This window comes from Yokenella regensburgei ATCC 49455, assembly GCF_000735455.1.
GTDB lineage: Bacteria > Pseudomonadota > Gammaproteobacteria > Enterobacterales > Enterobacteriaceae > Yokenella > Yokenella regensburgei.
In genome coordinates this window covers 37,474-58,452 of the sequence record NZ_JMPS01000033.1, presented here as the reverse complement: position 1 = coordinate 58,452, position 20,979 = coordinate 37,474, and the positions used below count along the sequence as shown (strand labels likewise).

Here is a 20,979-nt window from a genome sequence, read left to right as displayed (position 1 = left end):
CCGGGGCTGTAGGTACTGCTGTTTATTCGTTATCCGACAATATGGTTCTGCTGTACCAGCTCATCGAGCGTGGTGTGAACGTTCTCCAGGGTCACAAGGTTAGTGGAGTGGTACGTGGTGCCCGTACCGTCACGGTCGATGGAGATCACGGTGTTGTTCCCGCTGCTGGTGACGGTGAGATAGTTGCCGAGCGATGAGTTCTGCCCGTCCCAGCCGACCAGCAGCGCGCTGACGTCTATCTTGTCGCCCTGCGCCAGCGAGAAGTTGCTCCAGGTATCCGCGGTGCCGTTGCCGCCCGTCGCGTCGTTGGCGCTCAGGAGGTGGTAAATCAACGTATCGCCGTACACGCTGCCCACCAGACGGTCGGCCTGGTCGGTACTCACCACCTGCGGATTCATATCAATCGTCAGGGTGGCGGTACTGGTGTGGCCGCTCTGGTCGTTAATCGTGTAGGTGAACGTCTCCTTGGTCGTCATCGCCGAGAGGGAAACCCCGCTGTTGAGCGTGTAGGTGTAATGCCCGTCAACGCCCATGGTCAGCGTGCCGTACTGGCCGTTGATGGTGGCGGTGCCGGTGCTGCTGGTAGACGGATCGAGAGTGGCAGTGCTGCCGCCCGCGCCGTTCACCGTCAGCAGGGTATGCACGCTGCTGATATGGTCGTCGGCATAAATATTGCCGGTGACGCTGTTCACTCCTGAGGTTTCATAGTTCGCCAGCGCCACGGTGGTGCCGTGAACGGTTGGCGTGACGGTGATATTCCCCAGACCCAGCGCGCCCACGCTGCCGGTATAGTCAAGGCGATAGTTCCCGGCGTGCAGTTCGACACCGCTGAGGGCGATATCGATATTGCCGCCGAGCAGCAGCCCGCCGTTGAACGACCCGTGAGCCACCTGAACGTTGTTGTTGTCGTACAGCGCCCAGGTGACGGTCAGCCCGCCGAGCGAGAGCAGCGACGCAACGTTAAAGTGCAGGATAACGTTGGTGATCGCCGTACCCGCCGCCACTTCGACCGTCCCGGTCCCGTTCTGCGAAGTCGGGGAGAGCAGTTGCGCACTCCAGCTGGCGTTGCCGACGCTGCTGTCGGTGAACGGCTGCGAGGTGTCCTGCAGGGTGGTGACCGCAATCTGGCTGCTGACGTCGTTGACCGCATCCAGCGCCAGCGGCGTTGCGGTGATATTCAGCGACGCACTGCTGACATCACCGTTCGGCGCGCGGACGGTATAGACGAAGCTATCCGGCGTACTGATGGTGTCGGCGCCCACGCCGCTGTTCAGGGTGTAGGTGTAGTGGCCCTGCGCATCGATGGTCAATGTCCCGTACTGACCGGTGATGGTGGTGGTGCCGGTGCTGTTGATCGCCACACCGTTCACCTCCGTCACCACGGTATTTGCCGGCGCCGAGTCGTTCGCCAGAATATTCCCGTTGGTGGAGGCGGTAGTACTGTCCACCGCGTAGGTGTGATCCGCCTGAATATTCATGGTGTAGCTGGTGGCCAGCGCCAGCCCGCCGGAGGCGAGGAGCATGAACAGATAGTCCCCGCCCGGCAGCGTGATGGTGTAGGCCGTGGAGTTACCGCTGAGCAGCGCGGTTATCCAGTTCGGCTGTACGCGATACTGCTCGTACTGCTGAATGGCCGGGTTGAAGCGGTAGACGTACAGATCGAACCCGCCGACCGTCACCCCGAGAACGCTGGCCTGTACCGTCAGAGTACGGGTGGCACCGGCATCAACGTTGAACTTCACCGGGTCGGTTAAGCCGTTGACCAGGCTCACGTCCAGCACGTTACCCAGCCCGACGTTGGCAAGCGTGAAGCCCGCCTGGTGCGAGGTACCGTTATCGACCGACGCGACGGTGGTGCTGTAGGTCAGCGATGCCGTGTCATCAACCGCCGTGACGGTGCTCGCCGCCGGGCTCTGGCCAAGGGAAACCACCAGCTTCGCCGAAGAGTGATCGGTGCCGTGGGTGAGGGTGTAGGTGAAACTTTCCGTACGCCCATACACCGACGCCGAGGTGTTGGTCAGGGTGTAGGTGTAGCTGCCGTTCTGGTTGATATGCAGGGTGCCGTATTGACCCTGAACATCAATCCCGCCGACCGGCACGGCGATGGTATTGCCGTTGGCATCGGTAATGGAGGTCACCACGGTACCTGACGGCGCGTTGTCCTGGCCGTTGGTCGGGTCGGTGTCGGTGATCACGTTCCCCGTTTCCGAGGTGTTACCGGTGATGGTCCCGGCGCTGGTTTTCACCAGTGCGACATCGAGGCTGGTATAGGACCCGGTGGCCAGCAGGTTGGTGTTGTAGGTCACCACCCGGTAGTCGCCGCCGGTTAAACCGCCGTAGTTGAGCGTCACGCCGCTGGAGCCGATGGTCAGCAGGTTGGCGAACTGCGGATTCGAGGTATCAACCACCGTGACCCAGGCGTTCAGACCGGTGTCGAAGCGCTGGATCACAATCTCCATGGTACTGAGCAGCGACAGCACGATCCCGGTGGCAGCGGCGTTAATGGTGACGGAGCCGCTGCCGTTAGGGTCGACGCTGAAGTTCACCGAGGCGGTATTATTGCCCAGCACGTTCGCGACCGTTCCCAGCGCGTTCACCAGCATAAAGCCGTAGTCGTCCAGATGCTGGGTCGTGACGGTGGCGTTGGTTTGCAGCGCCAGAGTGGTGATGTTGTCTTCCGCCAGCAGCGGCAGTACCGGTGCGGTAATCGACGTTGGCGATGAGGTGTTGCCCGCCGAGTCGGTGGCCGTCGCGGAGAGCAGTTGCCCTTCAATCTGGCGCACCGGCAGGGTGACACTGTACACCCCGCTGCTGTTGGCGATAGCCGTGACCGTGCCACCACCCGGCAGGGTGATAGTGACCGTACTGCCTGCTTCCGCGACCCCGGTAATGGTGCCGCCGTCGGTGCTGATAAGCGCCGTCGGTGCCCCCGGAGGGGTGGTGTCGACAACAACGCTGTAGGAGGTGGACAGAACCCCTGTGCCGTTGACGTTGGTCGCGGTTGCAGTAAAGGCGTGCGCCCCTTCGCTGATAGCGTTGGTTGGGGTGAAGCTCCAGTTGCCGTTGCCGTCGGCGGTAGTGCTGCCCATCAGTACGCCGTTGTTGAAGACGTTGACGGTGGCGTTTGCCTGCGCCGTACCGGTGATGGTCGGACGGGTGTCGTTGGTGCTGGCACCGGCGGCCACCGTGCCGAGGATCGGGCCGACGTCGTCAATCACACTGATAAGCAGCGGTGCTGGTGGGGCGCCGGTGAACGGTGCCAGCGCGTTGCCTGCTGCGCCGACGTTGCCTGCGGCATCCTGAGCGGTGACCAGCAGCGTTTGTCCGCTTATCTGCGGTGGGCTCAGCGTAAAGCTGAAGTTACCAGAGCCGTTCGCCGTTGCGGTGCCAAGTACCGTCCCGGTGCTCGATGTAATCGTGACGGTGCTGTTCGGCTCCGCCACCCCGGTGAGCAGCGTACCGTTGGCGTTCACCGTCAGGCCGGTCGGAACCGGCGGCGGCACGGTATCAACGATAATGGCTGCCGCTGCTGACATACCGCTGGTGTTACCGGCGACGTCGGTGGCGGTGATGGTGAACGAGTGCGAGCCTTGTGCCAGCGCGGTCGGCGGGGTGTAGTTCCAGTTACCGCTGCCGTCGGCGGTGACGCTGGTGACGAAGGTGCCATTGTCATAGATGTTGACCGTGGCGTTGGCTTCGGTAGTGCCGTTCAGCGTCGGCTGCGCATCGTTGGTTAGCTGGTTGTTACCGATCGGGCCATTGAAAATACCGCCGGCGACATCATCAATGATGCTGGTGATCGACGGCGTGGCCGGTGGTGTGGTGTCGACGACGATACCGAAGCCCGCGGTGGCGCCGCTGGTGTTGCCTGCGGCATCGGTCGCGGTCACCGTGAAGCTGTGCGAACCGGTGCCGAGCGGGGCGGTTGGAGTAAACGTCCAGCTGCCGTTGCCCTGAACCAAGGCGGTGCCGAGCAGGGTGCCGCCGTCATAAATATTGACGGTGCTGCCTGCCTCAGCGGTGCCGTTCAGGGTTGGGCGGGCATCGTTGGTCAGACCGCCGTTGGTCAGCGCGGCGTTGAAGACGCCACCCGCAACGTCATCGACGACCGTCAGCAGCACCGGCGTTGGTGGTGCAACGGTATCGATATTGAGGGTGAAGCCCGGCGACGTCGGGCCGACGTTACCGGCGGCATCGGTGGCAATGGCGGTGAACACGTGCTGACCGTTCCCGAGCGCCGCTGGCAGATAACTCCAGCTGCCGTCCGCCGCTGCGGTAACCGTTGTCAGCAGGGTGCCGTTATCATAGATAGCCACTTTCGCGTTGGCTTCCGCCGTACCGCTCAGCAAGGGTTGGGTGTCGTTAGTGAACGCACCGCTTAGCAGGATCCCGGTGCCAGGCTGCACATCATCAACCGCCTGAATAATCGCCGGTGCCGGAGGAGCTACCGTATCCACCACGATGTTGAACGCCGTCGATGGTGCACTGACGTTACCTGCTGCATCCGTTGCCGTGACGGTCAGCGCATGCGGGCCGTTGGTAAGCCCGGTACCCGGCGTGAAGCTCCAGGCTCCGGTGCCATCCGCCGTGACGGTGCCTATCAGGCTGCCGTTATCGTAGATTTTCACCGTTGAGTTGGCCTCAGCGGTGCCGCTGAGCGCCGGACGGGTATCGTCCGTTGCCTGGCCGCTGCTGAGGTCACCCTGCAGCGCGCCCACATCGTCAACCACCTGACCGATCGCCGGGATCCCCGGCGCGGCGGTATCCACGGTATAGGTAAACCCGGCGGACGGTGCGCTGACGTTGCCTGCGCTGTCCGTCGCGGTGACGGTCAGCGTGTGCAGGCCGTTAGTGAGCGCGGTACCTGGCGTAAAGCTCCAGGTGCCACCCGCCCCCACGATGGTGGTGCCGATTGCCACGCCATCGCTCATTACGGTGATAGTCGCCCCGATTTCGCCGGTCCCGGTCAGACCCGGATGGCTTTCGTTGCTGATGCCACCGCCGGCGATCGGGCCGGTCACCGGCGCGGTATTGTCCTGCACCGTCACAATGGCCGGGGCCGGCGGCGCAATGGAGTCCACCTGAATGGTAAAGGACGCCGACGGTGAACCGGTGTTGCCCGCCGGGTCAGTGGCGACGGTGGTGAATACGTGCGGTCCCTGACCGAGCGCGGTGCCCGGGGTGAAGGTCCAGTTGCCGGAGCCATCGACGACAGCGGTGCCGATAGGTGCGCCATTATCGCGAATGGTGATGGTCGCACCGATTTCGCCGGTGCCGTTAAGCGTTGGCTGGGCGTCATTGGTGAGCTGGCCGTTAGTCAGCTGTACGGTACCCCCCACATCGTCCACTACCGTGACGATTGCCGGTGGAGGCGGCGGCGTGGTGTCGACGACAATCGGGAACGCCGTCGAGGCAGTACCGATGTTGCCTGCCGCATCGGTTGCGGTGGCGGTCAGCGAATGGTTTCCGTCACCGAGTGCCGTGCCCGGGGTGAAGGTCCAGCTCCCGGAGCCGTCGGCGGTGGCGGTGCCGATTACCGTACCGTTGTCGCGGATGGTCACGAGTGCGTTAGGTTCGGTGGTGCCGGTCAGCGTCGGGGTGTTGTCGTTGGTCACCTGACCTGGGGTGAGGTTCACCACGGTACCGACATCATCGGTTACGGTCACGATGGCCGGAGCGGAAGGTGCAGCCGTATCGATGGTTATCTGGTAGCTACCGGATGCCACGCCCTGGTTACCTGCCGCATCGGTGGCGCGGGCGGTAAAGGTGTGGCTACCGTCACCGAGCGTACCCGTCGGGGTAAAGCTCCAGTTGCCGCTGCCGTTCACCACCGTGGTACCAATGGCCACGCCACCATCGTAAATGGTGATGGTGGCGCCGACTTCGCCGGTACCGTTAATGGTTGGCTGCGCGTCGTTGGTTGCCTGACCATTATTCACCGTACCGACAACCGGTGCTACGTCGTCAGTGACCGAGGTAATGGCCGGTGCCAGCGGTGCGCTGGTATCGATGGTGATGCTGTAGGTCGGTGACTGGCCGCTGTCGACCCCGGTGACGGTCTGGGACACCGCAAAACTGTGGGTGCTGCCGTTCACCAGCGGCGTCGGGAGCGTGTAGCTCCACGCCCCGGTGGTGGCATCAGCCGGTACGGAGGTAATCAGTACGCCGTCCTGGTAGATATGCACCGTTGCGCCCGCGGTGGCAACGCCCTGCAGGGTAGGCAGCGTGTCGTTAGTGGTTTTACCGTTACCGACGACGCCGGTAATCGGGCTGACGTCATCAAACACTTCAAGCGTTGGCGGATGCGGGACCGTTGAGATGGCGGAAATAAACGGCGTCTGGAGACTCTGGTTGCCCGCCGTATCCTGCGCGGTCGCCGTCAGCGCCGTACCGGTGGTCTGCGCCGGAGAGATAGTGACGGTAAATGCCCCGGTGATCGCATTCGCCAGGCCGGTGCCAAGCACATTGCCACCGTTGTCTTTGATAATCACGGTGCTGCCGGGCTCGGCGGTACCGCTGACCAGCGTACCGTTCGGATCGACGATAGTGACCAGCGGAGGGGCTGGCGGGCTGGTGTCCAGATTCAGGACTATCGGGTTACCGGCAGGAAGACTATTGCCTGCGGCATCCTGGGTGCCGAAGGTGATGGTATGCGGGCCGTTGACCACGCCCAGCGGAACATCGACGCTCCAGGTACCATTTGCCCCCACCGTGGCAACGGCTACGGCAATCGGCAGGCCATCAACATAGACCAGTACGGTGCTGCCTGGTGTACCGGTGCCGCTGAAGGTTGGCGTGGTGTCGTCGGTTACCCCACCGTTGCTTACGGAACCGGTAATGACCCCTACGTTATCCTGAATATCGGTCACCTGCGGCAGGGTCAGCGGCACGGTGTTAACGGTAAACGAGATGCTGTTGGAGCTGCCGCTGGGGTTACCGGCCGCGTCGGTGGCAATGGCGGTGATGGTGTAGCTGCCGTCGGCAAGGGCGGTACCAGGGGTAAAGCTCCACAGTCCGCCGACGACGGTAGTGGTACCGATCACGGTGCTACCGTTGTACAGAGTGATGGTCGCTCCGTTATCTCCGGTTCCGCGAATGGTTGGCGTGTTGTCGTCGGTGATAGCGTTAGGTGCCAGGTCGCCCTGGATGGTACCGACGTTGTCGTTCGCCGCGAGGATCGTCGGGTTACCCGGAGGGGTGATATCGATGTTCAGCGTAATCGGCAGCGACGGCAGGCTGACGTTGCCGGCGGCGTCGGTCGCGGTGATCGTAATCTGATAGCTGTCCGGGTTTATCGCGGTGCCTGGCGTAAAGCTCCAGGTGCCATCAGCGGCCACCAGCGCGGTGCCGAGCGGGGTAGCATTACCATCGAGATAGACCGAAATAGTATCGCCCGGGTTCGCACCCGTGCCGCTGAAGGTTGGTGTGGTGTCGTTGGTGTTGCCGTTGGTCACGACCCCGACCACCGGCAGGACATCATCGGTAATGGTCGGCGGCAGCGGCTGCGACGGCGGCAGGTTGTCGACCGTCAGCGTGAAGTCGGCGGATGGAATACTAATGTTGCCTGCCACATCGGTGGCGGTGGCGGTGAAGTGGTGCTGGGCATTATCGGCCAGCGGCGGTGACGGAACAAACGTCCAGGTGCCGTTTGGCTGCACCGTCGTGTTGCCAATCACCGTACCGTTATCCGAAATGATAATTCTCGCTCCAGCTTCACCGGTGCCGGAAATAGTTGGAGCCGTACTTTTGGTGCTGCCGCCGTCAACGAGCGTGACGGTAGTACTGCCGATCAGCCCCTGCGCCGAGAGAATAACCGGTGCGGCTGGCGGGGTGGTGTCGATAGTCAGGGCAAAGTTTCCGGCGGCACTGGTGTTGCCAGCGGCGTCGCTGGCGACGGCGGAGAGCGCGTGCGCCCCTTCGCTCAGCGGCTGCGTCACCTGGAAGCTCCAGGTGCCGCCGGCGATAACGGTGGTGGTACCGATGGGGGTTGCGCCATCGTAAATGGTAATGGTGGAACCGACGTCGCCGGTGCCTTTCAGCAGCGGCAGGGTGTCGTCAGAGCGCGAGGTGGTCGGGAGATCGCCCTGCACGCTGCCGACATTGTCTGCCGCGGCGATGATAACGGGGGCCGAAGGCGCCTGAGTGTCAACGGTAATGGTTACCGTAGTCGGAGAGGTAGTGACGTTACCCGCCGCGTCGGTGGCGGTGAGGGTGATGTTGTGATCGCGATCGCCCAGCGCCTGACCAACCGGCACCGGGTAGCTCCAGGCTCCTCCGCTGTCGACGGTGACGGTGGCCATCAGGACCCCGTCGTCGTAGATACTCACCTGCGTGCCGGGTTCGCCGGTACCGGAAAGGGTCGGGGTCGTATCGTTGGTCACGTTACCGTTGTTGAGGACGTTGCCGGTAATGGTGCCCACATCATCGTTCACCAGGGTTAATACCGGGACCTGCGGCGGGACAGAGTCGACGATGATGTTCCAGCTGGCGGCGGGGCTGGTATTACCCGCCGCATCGGTAGCGGTCACGGTCAGCACGTGTGCGCCCTGACCCAGCGACGTCCCCGGCGTGTAGTTCCAGTTACCGCTGCCATCAGTACCTACGGTTGCCAGCAGGACACCGTTATCGTAGATCTTCACCTGCGAGTTAATTTCCGCCGTGCCCTGCAGCGTGGGTTTGTCGTCATTGGTCAGTTGACCATTGCCAATCGGCCCCAGGCCGTTGGCCACGTCGTCGATGACCGCGCTGATAATCGGCGTGGCGGGTGGGGTGATATCCGGGGCAACCGCCGAGGCGTTCGGGCTGGTGTTGCCGCTGCCGTCGGTTGCCGTCAGACCTATCGTTTCACCGTTAGTCTGCGCCGGTGAAATTGGGATCGTGAAGTTACCGCCGGCATCTGCCTGGCCCTGGCCGATAGTATTTCCGTGATCGTCTTTAATGATGACCGTGCTACCCGCTTCAGCGCTGCCGGTAACGGATGCGCCATCTCCGGCGACGACGACGCCTGTCGGGGCGTTTGGTGGTGTGGTATCCGGTGCGGTAACCGGCGTGTCGGTGCTGGTGTTACCCGCCGCATCGGTCGCGTTTGCTTCCAGTACTTCGCCGTTAGTCTGTGGTGGAACCAGCGTGGCGGTGAAGGCTCCGCTGCCGTCGGCGGTGGCGGTGCCGATGATATTGCCGTGCGGATCAAGAATATGCACGGTGCTGTTCGGCTCTGCGGTACCGGTGACCTGATCCCCTGCATGGTTTATGACCAGGTTGGAAGGTGGTACCGGAGCGGTGGTGTCCGGGGCGGTGGCTATGCCCGGTAAACCTGGGTTTCCGGCAGGATCCGTCGCCACCGCCGTCAACGTTTCACCGTTGGTCTGTGGCGGGGCGATGGTAATACTGAAATGACCATCAGGCCCGGCGGTGCCGGTACCAATCGGGTTACCGTGGCTGTCGTTAATGACCACCGTGTTTCCGGCTTCTGTGATACCGGTGACCGTGACGCCATCGTGTGAGACGGCCAGGTCGGTGGGGGGCGCCGGTGGCGTGGTATCGATGTTAACGGTGAATGCCCCGGAGCTCGCGCCGGTGCCCGCCGCGTTGGTGGCGGTCACCGTAAAGGCATGTGGGCCATCCGGTAGCGCGACCAGCGGCGTCCAGCTCCAGTTCCCGCTACCGTCAACGGAGACGCTGACCAGCAGAGCACCGTTGTTATAGATATTAACGGTGGTATTTGGGTCCGCAGTACCTGAAATGGTCGGGGTAGAGTCATTGGTGGACTGATTGTTGCTTAACGGGCCCGTGCCCGGTGCAACATCGTCCACGATGCTGACAATCACCGGTACCGTCGGGAGGCCGGAGCTGGTGGCGTTGAACGGAGTATCCGGGCCTGTGTTACCGGCGGCATCGTGAATTTCTGCGGTCAGGGCTTCGCCATGCGTTTGCGCAGGCGTAATACCGATACTGAAGTTGCCGCTGTTATCAACGACAACGGAACCGAGAACATGATTATTGCTGTCGATGATGGTGACCGTGCTGCCGGGCTCTGCGCTACCGGTGACGGTAGTCCCTTCAGGGTTAATCCCGGTGATCGTCGCGGCCAGCGGCGGGGTGGTATCGACAGTAAAGGCTGGAACCGTGGTGGCAACGCTTGGGTTGCCCGCGGCATCTGACTGAATCACCGTCAGGTTATGGACACCGTCGCTCAACGGTGTGCCCGGGGTGAAACTCCAGTTACCGCTGCTATCCACAACGGTGGTACCAAGCAGTACGCCGCCGTTGTCGTAAACCGAAATAGTGAATCCGGCGACGCCGGTACCGGTGAGCGTTGGCGTGGCATCGTCGGTGACGCCGCCGCTGGGGATGGCGCCCTGAATGGAGCCGACGTTATCAATTTCCTGGCTGACGGTCGCCGCCGGCGGTGGGTCGGTATCCACGACGATGGGCCACCCGGCAGAGGTTTCGCTGCTGCCCGACCCATTAGATGCGCTGACCGTTATCTGGTGCGAACCGTCGGCCAGCGGGGTTGTCGGGGTAAATGACCAGTTACCGTTGCCATCGACCACCACGCTACCTATTTCAGTGCCGTTATCATAGATATGTACCGTGGAGCCCGCGGTACCGGTACCCTGCAGGGTCGGCGTGTTGTCATTGGTTGCCTGGCCGGGTTGCAGCGTGCCGGTTACCGGGGCGACGTTATCGGTAATGCTGCCGAGGACAGGTACAGAAGGGGCTTTAGGATCCGGGCTGGAGGGATCAGGATCTTTGCTGCCACCAGGGTTGACGCTTCCTGGATTGCCATTTCCGTTGCCATTGCCATTTCCGCTACCGTTATTGCCTGAGTTGTTGTCACTTCCTCCGCCGCCACCCCCGCCGCCGCTGGCTGCCAGAGCAACACCACCGCCAACCGCGAGTGCACCCAGCACCCACGGCCAGGCGGCAGCGCCGTCATGACTCCCTTCGGCGGCCATCAGCGGGGTTAAATCATCAATATGTTCGAAGTGGAAGGCACCGTCGGTGTCCTGAACCCACCACAATGCACCGTGGTTATCTTCAAGCACCAGCTGACTGGGATCCTGATTACCACCGGCATAGAAATTATGAATGGTGATTTTTTCACCAGAGTGCAGGGTGATAATCATGTCCTGACCGGAGCGGACAATGCTGGTGATGTCTGAACGCTCAAGCTGCAGCTTGACGATAGAAGGTGCACTTAGCGTAATTTCAGAGGCTTCAACCTTGTTACTCACGCCAGTTAATTTTGAAATTATAGATATAGGACGCATTGTTATCACTCCGTCATTGAGAGCGTGGTTGTACTGCAATCGCCGTGTACTGGCGTGCAACAATGACCCTGATGACAGGGCTTAAAACAACAGGTCCATTTGCAATTTAAAATGTGTAAAAAACACTTCACCCGCCGTCGTTGGGCGGATATTTTTTTCGCTCAGATGGTAAAAATAACGCTGTGTGATTATCCGTAACGACGGATCTTAAAATCGTCTTTTTAATCTGGCAGTTAAAAAAGATATAGTCAGGAATGGGTAGGACCGCAACTTAAGCCAAAGTGAAATAAAGATTAGATAGAGTTAAATACAAATCTTGCAGGTATGAGAAAAGTACTAGTTGTAGTGATAAAATTTTTTAAAGTTTAGGTTTTATTTTTATCTTTTTGATTGATATGGATATTTCTGCTGACACTTGCCCCTTCTTTTTATGGGCTTTAAGTGCAGGGATAGTGCTAAACCCTACGAAAACTAAGGAGAGGATATTGTGATATTTGTCGCAATAAATAATGTACGGCTTATATGCGCGGAATGAGTTAATTAAAATTCCAGCTCCTGTTGAGATGAAAAAATGATTAACTGAAATATGATATATTGTGATAGATGTCCCAGCTAATTATTAAATATAATTGCTGACGACTATCTGTCAATATTTGCGCTGGAATAGAATCTCAGTAAAAAAACAGGTGGCACCTGGCCACCTGCTGATTTGGGCTGTTTTAGCGCCCGGCATTTTTCATAATACGGGCTTTATCAACCTGCCACTCACGCTCTTTCACGTCAGAACGTTTGTCGTGCTGTTTCTTACCCTTCGCCACGCCGATTTTGACTTTGCACCAGGCATTTTTCCAGTACAGCGACAGCGCAACGATGGTGTAGCCTTCGCGGTTAATCCGCCCATACAGGGTGTCCAGCTCGCGCTGATTCAGCAGCAGCTTACGGGTGCGCGTTGGGTCGCAGACGTAGTGAGTAGACGCGACCGCCAGCGGGGTAAAGTTAGCGCCAAACAGATACGCTTCACCTTCTTTCATGATCACGTAGCTGTCGCCAATGTTGGCTTTACCGGCACGCAGTGATTTTACTTCCCAGCCCTGTAAAGACAGGCCTGCTTCGAACTCTTCTTCGATAAAGTATTCGTGACGGGCGCGTTTATTCAGCGCAATGGTGGCTGATCCAGGTTTGTGTGTTTTCTTCTTAGTCATAATTTCCTGAAGTCATCGCTTATCTGGTACTCATTAACCCCGGTCCATCCTGCGGGTGTGATGCGCTATCTTAGCACGAGTTGTGGGCGAGCGTGTTTTTAAGCAGGGATAAATGGTATTATTTCGGCGTGTTCGAGAATGGAAATTGTTATGCCTCAGATTAGCCGCACTGCGCTGGTGCCCTACAGCGCGGAACAGATGTATCAACTGGTCAACGATGTACAATCCTATCCTGCGTTTTTGCCCGGCTGTACCGGAAGCCGGGTGCTGGAAGCCGGTCCTACGCAGATGACGGCGGCAGTTGATGTCTCGAAAGCGGGAATAAGTAAGACGTTTACTACCCGCAACGTCCTGACCGATAACCAGAGCATCCTGATGCATCTGGTCGACGGGCCGTTCAAAAAACTGATTGGCGGCTGGAAGTTCACTCCGCTGAGCCATGACGCCTGCAAAATTGAGTTTCATCTCGATTTTGAGTTCACCAATAAGCTGATTGAGCTGGCGTTTGGTCGGGTGTTTAAAGAGCTCGCGACCAATATGGTGCAGGCGTTTACCGTACGTGCAAAAGAGGTTTACCGTGTCGCCTAAGATAGTTGTCGAGGTGGCCTATGCGCTGCCGGAAAAACAATATCTGCAGCGTGTGACCCTGGAAGAGGGGGCGACGGTGGAGCAGGCGATCCTCGCCAGCGGCATCCTGGAGCTGCGTCCGGACATTAATCTTAGCCAGAATAAAACCGGTATCTATAGCCGCCCGGCTAAGCTGCAGGATGAAGTCCATGACGGCGATCGCGTTGAGATCTATCGTCCACTGATTGCGGATCCGAAAGAGCTCCGTCGCCAGCGGGCTGAGAAATCCAGCGGGAAGTGATGTCCTGGTTTCAGAATAATAAAAAAGCGCTCAGAAGAGCGCTTTTTTGCATTTCAGCCAGCGGAATTACTTACTCAGCGCCGGTTTGTTGTCGATGTTGGTCAACACGCCGCTACCGTTAAAGGTCAGAGTCAGGGTCTGCTGCGTCGGGTTTTCATGGCCCGGCTGCTGACGGAAGACGTAGAACCAGGTGTTGGAGCCAAACGGATCCGACATCATCGGGGTTCCCAGCGCATACGCAACCTGCTGTTGCGTCATACCCACACGGATTTTTGATACATCGTTCGGTGCCAGGTAGTTGCCCTGGTTGATATCAGGACGGTAAACCACTCGCTCCAGAGTGGAACAGCCTGCGGTCAACATCAGAAGAACTGCTGCGGCAGCAGTCAGCGTTTTACAGCGCATAGTGATTTGATTCCTTTTCGGGTCCGGGCAGTACGCGGCTCATATGTATTATGCCGATGATAATAGACCTTTAGTCAGTTTAAAACCTTTGACGTTATGTCTGACGGCGTTTTTATTGTGAACTCAGACTCCGGGAAGCCCAAAAAGTTTATGCCGCCAGCAACTCTTTGGCATTCGCCAGGGTGTTGCGAGTGACCTCGCTGCCGCCCAGCAAGCGGGCCAGCTCCTGTAAACGTGCCTTTTTGTCGAGCGGCTGCATGTGGGTTTCGGTCATCGCGCCGTCGGTCTCTTTGCTGACATAAAAATGATGATGACCACATCCCGCAACCTGCGGAAGGTGCGTTACGCACATGACCTGGGTAGATTCACCCAGCTGGCGCAGCAATTTGCCGACCACGGCGGCAGTTGGTCCGCTGATACCGACATCCACTTCATCGAAGATCAGCGCCGGGGTTTCCATTTTCCGGGCGGTGATCACCTGAATGGCAAGCGCGATACGGGAGAGTTCACCGCCGGAGGCGACTTTGGCGATGGGCTGCAGCGGCTGCCCCGGGTTGGTGGTCACGCGAAACTCGACGCGATCTGCCCCTTCGGCGGTGAGGTGTTTCTCCTCAAAGGTGACGTCGATAGTGAACTGCCCGTGCGGCATAGCGAGCATATGCATGCTGTCGGTAATGAGTTCTGACAGCTCCTCGGCATTAGCCTGACGCAGTACGTGCAGCTGCTGTGCGGTTTCCAGCGCCAGCTGGTGATGCTTCGTGACCGCAAGGCTCAGGGTTTCGAGAGAATCGGCCTGATCGTCAAGCTGCTGCTGCTCGTCGAGCAGCGCCTGGTGGAAATCGGGCAGCGCCTCTGGGCTAATCTGATGCTTACGCGCGAGGGCAATCTGGCGCGAGATACGCTGTTCGAGCTCGAACAGGCGGTTGGGATCGAGATCGAGGCGATCGCAGTAGTGACGCAGTTCGTCGCTGGCTTCGCTGAGCTGAATGGCGGCTTCCTCGAGCATATCGAGCACACCGGCGAGTTTGCTGTCCATACCGGCAAGCTCTTCGACCAGCTGCTTTGCCGTATAGAGTTGGCTTTGCAGGTTGGCCTCTTCGCCATCGGCGAGGATCGCCAGCGCGTGCTGGCTGGTGGAGAGTAGCTGACCACTGTTAGCGAGGCGCTTGTACTCTTCATCAATCTGCTCAAATTCGCCGGGCTGCGGGTTGAATTCGTTGAGCTCTTTCAATTGATATTGCAGCAGCTCCGCGCGGGCGATGCGCTCCTGGCTCTGCTGCTGGTGCTGCGCCAGGTCGCGACAGCTCTGATGCCACTGCTGGTAGCGTTCCGCCATTTGCTGGGTAAGCTGGTACTCACCGGCATAACCATCGAGCAGTGATTTCTGGTGTTCGGGTTTTATCAGCAACTGATGGGCATGCTGGCCGTGGATCTGGATAAGCAACTGGCCCAGCTCGCGCAGCTGCGACAATGGCACGGCGGTACCGTTAATGAAGCCACGGGAGCGGCCGTCGGCGCTGATGACGCGGCGCAGCAGGCATTCGCGGCCCTCTTCAAGCTGGTTATCTTCGAGCCAGCGCAGGGCTGCAGGGGTGTCTTTCAGCGAGAAACGCGCGCAGAGGTCAGCACGGCTGGCACCGGCACGAACCATGTCGGCGTCGGCACGACCCCCGAGGCAGAGCCCGAGGGCATCGATGGCGATGGACTTACCGGCACCGGTTTCCCCGGTGATGGCGGTCATGCCGTGGTGAAAGTCGATTTCCAGTTCACGAACGATGGCGAAGTTGCTGATGGTCAGTTGTGCCAGCATAGCTGTTTTCCTGTATGAAAAACCATAACTGTGTTTTCATACAGTATAAACTGGTTTTTTATACAGTAAAGCCCCTAATTCGAAATCAGAATAATTTTTTTGACCAGCCCAGCTTGGTGCTCAACGTGTTGAAATAGCTGTAGTCTTTCGGGTGGATAAGATTGAGGTGGTAGTCACAGCGGCGAATCAGCACATCTTCTCCCTCCTGAATCGGCAACGCAATCTGGCTGTCGCAGCTGATTTCAAGGTCGCTGCGACGGTGCGAGAAACGCAGACGGATGGTGCTGCTGCTGTTGATCACCAGCGGCCTGGCCGAGAGCGTGTGCGGGAACATCGGCACCAGCGTGATGGCGTCTAACTGTGGGGTAAGAATAGGGCCACCCGCCGAGAGTGAATAGGCGGTGGAACCGGTCGGAGTAGAAATGATCAGGCCATCAGAGCGCTGCGAGAAAGCGAAGATCTCATCGATATAGACTTCGAATTCAATCATATGCGCCACTTTTCCCGGATGGAGCACCACTTCGTTAATAGCGGTGCTGATGCGCTTCTGGCAGTCCTGCTGGCAGACCTGCGCCTCCAGCAAAAAGCGTTTCTCGGCAATGTAGTGGCCTTCCAGCACGTCGGCGAGCTGCTGATGGGCGTTGTCCGGATCGAGGTCGGTCAGGAACCCCAGGTTGCCACGGTTGATACCAATGACTTTGATATCGTAGCGCGCGAGGGTGCGCGCTGCGCCCAGCATGTTGCCATCACCACCGACCACGACGGCCAGATCTGCCTGCTGGCCGATTTCCGCCAGCGTGCCGGTACGCACGTTGTTCAGCTGCAGTTCCCGGGCAATCTGTTGCTCGATGATGACTTCGTAGCCTTTGGTGTTCAGCCAGCGGTACAGCATTTCATGTGTCGTCAACGCAGTAGGGTGACGCGGATGTCCCACAATCCCAATACACTTGAAATGATTATTCATTCTCTCGAGGTCCTTGTAGCCAATGTGTGATGACAATGTGCCTGCTTCCCTTGAATCCCGGAAACTGATCCCCATAATAAGCGATGTTAGCGAGACGAAAACGAAAAAACGCGGAGAAATTCATGAGTAGTAAAGAACAGAAAACGCCTGACGGGCAAGCCCCGGAAGAAATTATCAAGGAACAGCACGATGAAGTTGAGGCCGTAGAGGCTGATGCATCGGCTGAGCAGGTGGATCCGCGCGAGGAACAAATTGCGAATCTGGAAGCTCAGCTTGCTGAAGCACAGAACCGTGAACGTGAGGCGCTGCTGCGCGCGAAAGCGGAAATGGAAAACCTGCGTCGTCGTACCGAGCTGGACGTTGAAAAAGCGCACAAGTTTGCGCTGGAAAAATTCGTCAATGAACTGCTGCCGGTGCTCGACAGCCTCGATCGCGCGCTGGAAGTGGCTGACAAAAACAACACCGACATGGCCGCGATGGTTGAAGGTATCGAACTGACGCGTAAATCCATGCTCGACGTGGTCGGTAAGTTTGGCGTGCAGGTGGTGGGCGACATCAATGTGCCGATGGATCCGAACGTTCACCAGGCCATTGCGATGGTGGAGTCTGACGACGTGGCGCCGGGTAACGTGCTGATGGTGATGCAGAAGGGGTATACCCTGAACGGTCGTACCATTCGCGCGGCGATGGTGTCGGTTGCCAAAGCGAAGGGCTAATACGCGCTTTACGCTAACCCTCTCCCCGCGGGGAGAGGGTATCATTCCTTAGCTACTCTGCCACGCTCTCACGCAGCGATTTCACTGGCACCACTTTCACCTGCTTAATCATATTGTCCTGTACGTCGAGAATATCGATATCGTACTGCTGAATGCGCACGCGCGTGCCAACGGCGGGGATCTCTTCCAGTGCTTCCAGAATCATGCCGTTCATGGTGCGGGCTTCATCTTCCGGCATATGCCAGTTGAAGGCTTTGTTGAGTTCGCGAATGTTGGCGCTGCCGTCGATAATCACCGAGCCGTCGTTCTGCGGGGTGACCTCTTCGGCAAGCGACGGGGACATTGACGTAGTGAAGTCGCCGACGATCTCTTCCAGAATATCCTCAACCGTGACCAGCCCCTGAATGTCGCCATATTCATCCACCACCAGGCCAACCTTCTTTTTATTGCGCTGAAATTTTACCAGCTGGGTACTGAGCGGCGTACCTTCCGGAACGTAGTAGATTTCGTCGGCGGCGCGCAGCATGACTTCTTTGGTGAACTCTTTTTTCTCGGTCATCAGACGATAGGCTTCGCGCACGCGCAGCATGCTGATGGCGTCATCCAGCGAATCGCGATACAGCACGATGCGGCCATGCGGCGAGTGGGTGAGCTGGCGCACGATGGCTTTCCAGTCGTCGTTGATATCGATACCGACGATTTCGTTGCGCGGCACCATGATGTCGTCGACGCTGACCTTTTCCAGATCCAGCACCGACAGCAGCATGTCCTGGTTGCGGCGGGAAATCTGCGAGCGGGATTCGTTAACGATGGTGCGCAGTTCGTCTTTACTGACCGCTCCGCTGATGACGGTGTCGGTTTTAATGCCCATCATGCGCATCAGTACGCGGGTGATGGAGTTCAGCAACCACACCAGCGGCATCATGATGACCTGCAGCGGGGCCAGCAGGAAGCTGCTCGGGTAGGCGACCTTTTCCGGGTACAGCGCGGCAATGGTCTTCGGCAGGACTTCGGCAAACACCAGTACCACGAAGGTGAGTACCCCGGTGGCAATCGCGACGCCAGCGTCGCCATACAGGCGCATCCCGACAATGGTGCCGAGAGCCGATGCGAGGATGTTGACCAGGTTATTGCCGATAAGCACCAGACTGATTAAGCGGTCGGGTTTACGCAGCAGTTTTTCCACGCGGCGGGCCTGACGATTTCCCTGTTTAGCGAGGTGACGCAGCCGGTAGCGGTTCAGCGTCATCATGCCGGTTTCGGAACCAGAGAAGTAGGCTGAGATGACCACCATGATAATCAGCGTAACGATTAGCTCGGTGGTTGAGATGTGTTCCAATGAGAATTCCTTTGTGACTTAGCCTGCGAACTGCTGGATAACCCGGCTACCAAAGTAGGCCAGGGTCAGAATGCCGGCACCCGCGACGTTGAACCAGACTACGCGGCGACCGCGCCATCCTTCATGATAGTGGCCCCACAGCAGAACGATATAGACAAACCAGGCGACAATAGACAGCACGGCTTTATCGATGTTCTCCATGCTGAACAGGTTGTGCATGTAAAACAGGCCGGTACAGAGCGTTAATGTCAGCAGCACAACGCCCACCTGGGTGATGTGGAACATTTTACGTTCAATACTCATCAGCGGCGGCATTTCGCTGCTGAAGGCGAGCTTTTTATTCTTGAGCTGGTAGTCAATCCAGGCGAGCTGCAGGGCATAGAGGGCGGCGATAATCAGCGTGGCGTAGGCAAACAGCGACAGGCCGATATGCACCATCATCCCCGGCGTTGCCTCGAGATGGGTGATGAATTCGTTGGGCATAAACGTTGCGAACGCCAGATTGATGAGCGCAAAGGTATAGACAATCGGCAGCAGCAGCCAACCACGGTTGCGTGAGGCAACAATCGTCATCACCGTACAGATCATCAGACTCACCAGCGAGCCGACGTTCAGCAGGCTCAGGTTCTGCCCGGATTCGCCGCCCGGGAAGATGCGTGATTCCAGCGCGAAGGCGTGGCACACCAGCGCAATGACCGCGGAGAAAATAGCCATTCGCCGCCAGCCGCTATTTTTTTGCAGCAAACCGGGAACGATCAGCGCAAGGCTGATGGAGTAGGCGACCAGAGCAAGCAGGGCAAAAACAGGCATATAGGCGTCGATGGTTGGTTCATAAGAAAGAGAAGCAGTATAGCGTTAGCTGACGTCTGCTCCAACCGTTGCATCACATCTCAGGGCGGGTCGTGTTATACTGCGGCAAAATTCTGGCTTATCGTCGCGCTAGCGACTGAACGTTTCCACCTCAGGCGAGAGACAATGTTTGATAATTTAACCGATCGTTTGTCGCGTACGCTGCGTAATATCAGCGGTCGCGGCCGTCTTACCGAAGACAACGTAAAAGAGACGCTGCGTGAAGTGCGCATGGCGCTGCTCGAAGCCGACGTGGCGCTGCCGGTCGTGCGTGAATTTATCAATCGCGTAAAAGAGAAAGCGGTTGGTCACGAAGTGAATAAGAGCCTGACCCCGGGTCAGGAGTTCGTCAAAATCGTTCGCAACGAGCTGGTTGCGGCGATGGGCGAAGAGAACCAGGTGCTGAATCTTGCCGCTCAGCCGCCGGCCGTGGTGCTGATGGCGGGCCTGCAGGGTGCCGGTAAAACCACAAGCGTGGGTAAGCTCGGTAAATTCCTGCGTGAGAAGCATAAAAAGAAAGTGCTGGTGGTATCGGCAGACGTTTATCGCCCGGCGGCGATCAAACAGCTGGAAACGCTCGCAGAGCAGGTTGAAGTTGATTTCTTCCCGTCAGACGTCGGGCAGAAGCCGGTTGATATCGTCAACGCGGCGCTGAAAGAAGCGAAGCTGAAATTCTACGACGTGCTGCTGGTGGATACCGCCGGTCGTCTGCACGTTGATGAAGCGATGATGGACGAAATCAAACAGGTACACGCCGCGATTAACCCGGTAGAAACCCTGTTTGTGGTCGATGCCATGACCGGTCAGGATGCGGCGAACACCGCAAAGGCGTTTAACGAAGCGCTGCCGCTCACCGGTGTGGTTCTGACTAAAGTAGACGGTGATGCGCGCGGCGGTGCGGCACTTTCTATTCGTCATATTACCGGCAAACCTATTAAGTTCCTCGGCGTCGGTGAGAAAACCGAAGCGCTGGAGCCGTTCCACCCGGACCGTATCGCTTCCCGTATTCTCGGCATGGGCGACGTGCTGTCGCTTATCGAAGATATCGAGAGCAAAGTTGACCGCGCTCAGGCGGAAAAACTGGCGACTAAACTCAAAAAAGGCGACGGGTTCGACCTGACCGATTTCCTTGAGCAGCTACGCCAGATGAAGAACATGGGCGGCATGGCAAGCCTGATGGGCAAACTGCCGGGCATGGGCCAGATCCCTGACAACGTGAAATCGCAGATGGATGACAAGGTTTTGGTGCGTATGGAAGCCATCATCAACTCGATGACGCTGAAAGAACGCGCTAAACCGGAAATCATCAAAGGTTCGCGTAAACGCCGTATCGCCGCAGGCTGCGGTATGCAGGTGCAGGACGTTAACCGCCTTCTGAAACAGTTCGACGACATGCAGCGCATGATGAAGAAAATGAAGAAGGGCGGAATGGCGAAGATGCTGCGTGGTATGAAGGGGATGATGCCCCCAGGATTCCCGGGGCGTTAATCGCTTTATAGATTGCAATTTCCCCAGAAATCAGTAAAATTTTCGGGCTTTTAATATGACACCGG

Annotated in this window: 11 protein-coding genes; 4 read left to right on the top strand and 7 right to left on the bottom strand. The window is 58.3% G+C overall.

Annotation, left to right across the window (positions count from 1 at the left end):
• Positions 1–29: 29 nt before the first annotated feature.
• Complete coding sequence (locus GYRE_RS10385) at positions 30–11,273, bottom strand: BapA/Bap/LapF family large adhesin (RefSeq protein WP_038255082.1); 11,244 nt, start codon at positions 11,271–11,273, stop codon at positions 30–32.
• 719 nt (positions 11,274–11,992) lie between these two features.
• Entirely contained in the window at positions 11,993–12,475 is a 483-nt protein-coding gene (gene smpB / locus GYRE_RS10380; protein ID WP_006817446.1) for an SsrA-binding protein SmpB, read from the bottom strand.
• Positions 12,476–12,625: 150 nt separating this feature from the next.
• Here smpB and GYRE_RS10375 point away from each other — a divergent pair, with 150 nt between their 5' ends.
• Together GYRE_RS10375 and GYRE_RS10370 are read left to right on the top strand one after the other, a co-directional pair.
• Positions 12,626–13,063: a type II toxin-antitoxin system RatA family toxin gene (locus GYRE_RS10375; RefSeq protein WP_038255080.1), complete on the top strand. Its 438-nt coding sequence runs from the start codon at positions 12,626–12,628 to the stop codon at positions 13,061–13,063.
• A complete protein-coding gene (locus GYRE_RS10370) occupies positions 13,053–13,343 on the top strand; it encodes an RnfH family protein (RefSeq protein WP_006817448.1) in 291 nt (96 codons plus the stop codon). The genes GYRE_RS10375 and GYRE_RS10370 overlap by 11 nt, the downstream gene beginning before the upstream one ends.
• A 66-nt stretch (positions 13,344–13,409) precedes the next feature.
• Here the strand turns inward: GYRE_RS10370 and bamE are convergent, their stop codons facing one another.
• From bamE to nadK, 3 genes are all read right to left on the bottom strand, one after another.
• Positions 13,410–13,748: an outer membrane protein assembly factor BamE gene (gene bamE / locus GYRE_RS10365; protein ID WP_006817449.1), complete on the bottom strand. Its 339-nt coding sequence runs from the start codon at positions 13,746–13,748 to the stop codon at positions 13,410–13,412.
• Between the two features lie 148 nt (positions 13,749–13,896).
• Positions 13,897–15,558 (bottom strand): DNA repair protein RecN, encoded by a 1,662-nt coding sequence (gene recN / locus GYRE_RS10360; RefSeq protein WP_006817450.1) that lies wholly within the window; start codon positions 15,556–15,558, stop codon positions 13,897–13,899.
• A gap of 85 nt (positions 15,559–15,643) precedes the next feature.
• Positions 15,644–16,522: an NAD(+) kinase gene (gene nadK / locus GYRE_RS10355; protein WP_038255078.1), complete on the bottom strand. Its 879-nt coding sequence runs from the start codon at positions 16,520–16,522 to the stop codon at positions 15,644–15,646.
• A 122-nt stretch (positions 16,523–16,644) separates the two neighbouring features.
• On the opposite strand from nadK, the gene grpE reads away from it, so the two are divergent.
• Positions 16,645–17,238: a nucleotide exchange factor GrpE gene (grpE, locus tag GYRE_RS10350; RefSeq protein WP_038255076.1), complete on the top strand. Its 594-nt coding sequence runs from the start codon at positions 16,645–16,647 to the stop codon at positions 17,236–17,238.
• A 52-nt stretch (positions 17,239–17,290) separates the two neighbouring features.
• Here the strand turns inward: grpE and GYRE_RS10345 are convergent, their stop codons facing one another.
• Together GYRE_RS10345 and GYRE_RS10340 are read right to left on the bottom strand one after the other, a co-directional pair.
• Complete coding sequence (locus GYRE_RS10345) at positions 17,291–18,577, bottom strand: HlyC/CorC family transporter (RefSeq protein ID WP_006817453.1); 1,287 nt, start codon at positions 18,575–18,577, stop codon at positions 17,291–17,293.
• Between the two features lie 18 nt (positions 18,578–18,595).
• Complete coding sequence (locus GYRE_RS10340; protein ID WP_006817454.1) at positions 18,596–19,387, bottom strand: cytochrome C assembly family protein; 792 nt, start codon at positions 19,385–19,387, stop codon at positions 18,596–18,598.
• A 165-nt stretch (positions 19,388–19,552) separates the two neighbouring features.
• Between GYRE_RS10340 and ffh the strand changes: the two genes are divergently transcribed.
• On the top strand, positions 19,553–20,914 hold the full coding sequence (gene ffh, locus GYRE_RS10335) for a signal recognition particle protein (protein ID WP_006817455.1): 1,362 nt from the start codon (positions 19,553–19,555) through the stop codon (positions 20,912–20,914).
• Positions 20,915–20,979: the final 65 nt, after the last annotated feature.

Coding starts and splice junctions, on each gene's coding strand:
- GYRE_RS10385 (WP_038255082.1), bottom strand. CDS start 11,273: ATGCGTCCTATATCTATAATTTCAAAATTAACTGGCGTGAGTAACAAG.
- smpB (WP_006817446.1), bottom strand. CDS start 12,475: ATGACTAAGAAGAAAACACACAAACCTGGATCAGCCACCATTGCGCTG.
- GYRE_RS10375 (WP_038255080.1), top strand. CDS start 12,626: ATGCCTCAGATTAGCCGCACTGCGCTGGTGCCCTACAGCGCGGAACAG.
- bamE (WP_006817449.1), bottom strand. CDS start 13,748: ATGCGCTGTAAAACGCTGACTGCTGCCGCAGCAGTTCTTCTGATGTTG.
- recN (WP_006817450.1), bottom strand. CDS start 15,558: ATGCTGGCACAACTGACCATCAGCAACTTCGCCATCGTTCGTGAACTG.
- nadK (WP_038255078.1), bottom strand. CDS start 16,522: ATGAATAATCATTTCAAGTGTATTGGGATTGTGGGACATCCGCGTCAC.
- grpE (WP_038255076.1), top strand. CDS start 16,645: ATGAGTAGTAAAGAACAGAAAACGCCTGACGGGCAAGCCCCGGAAGAA.
- GYRE_RS10340 (WP_006817454.1), bottom strand. CDS start 19,387: ATGCCTGTTTTTGCCCTGCTTGCTCTGGTCGCCTACTCCATCAGCCTT.
- ffh (WP_006817455.1), top strand. CDS start 19,553: ATGTTTGATAATTTAACCGATCGTTTGTCGCGTACGCTGCGTAATATC.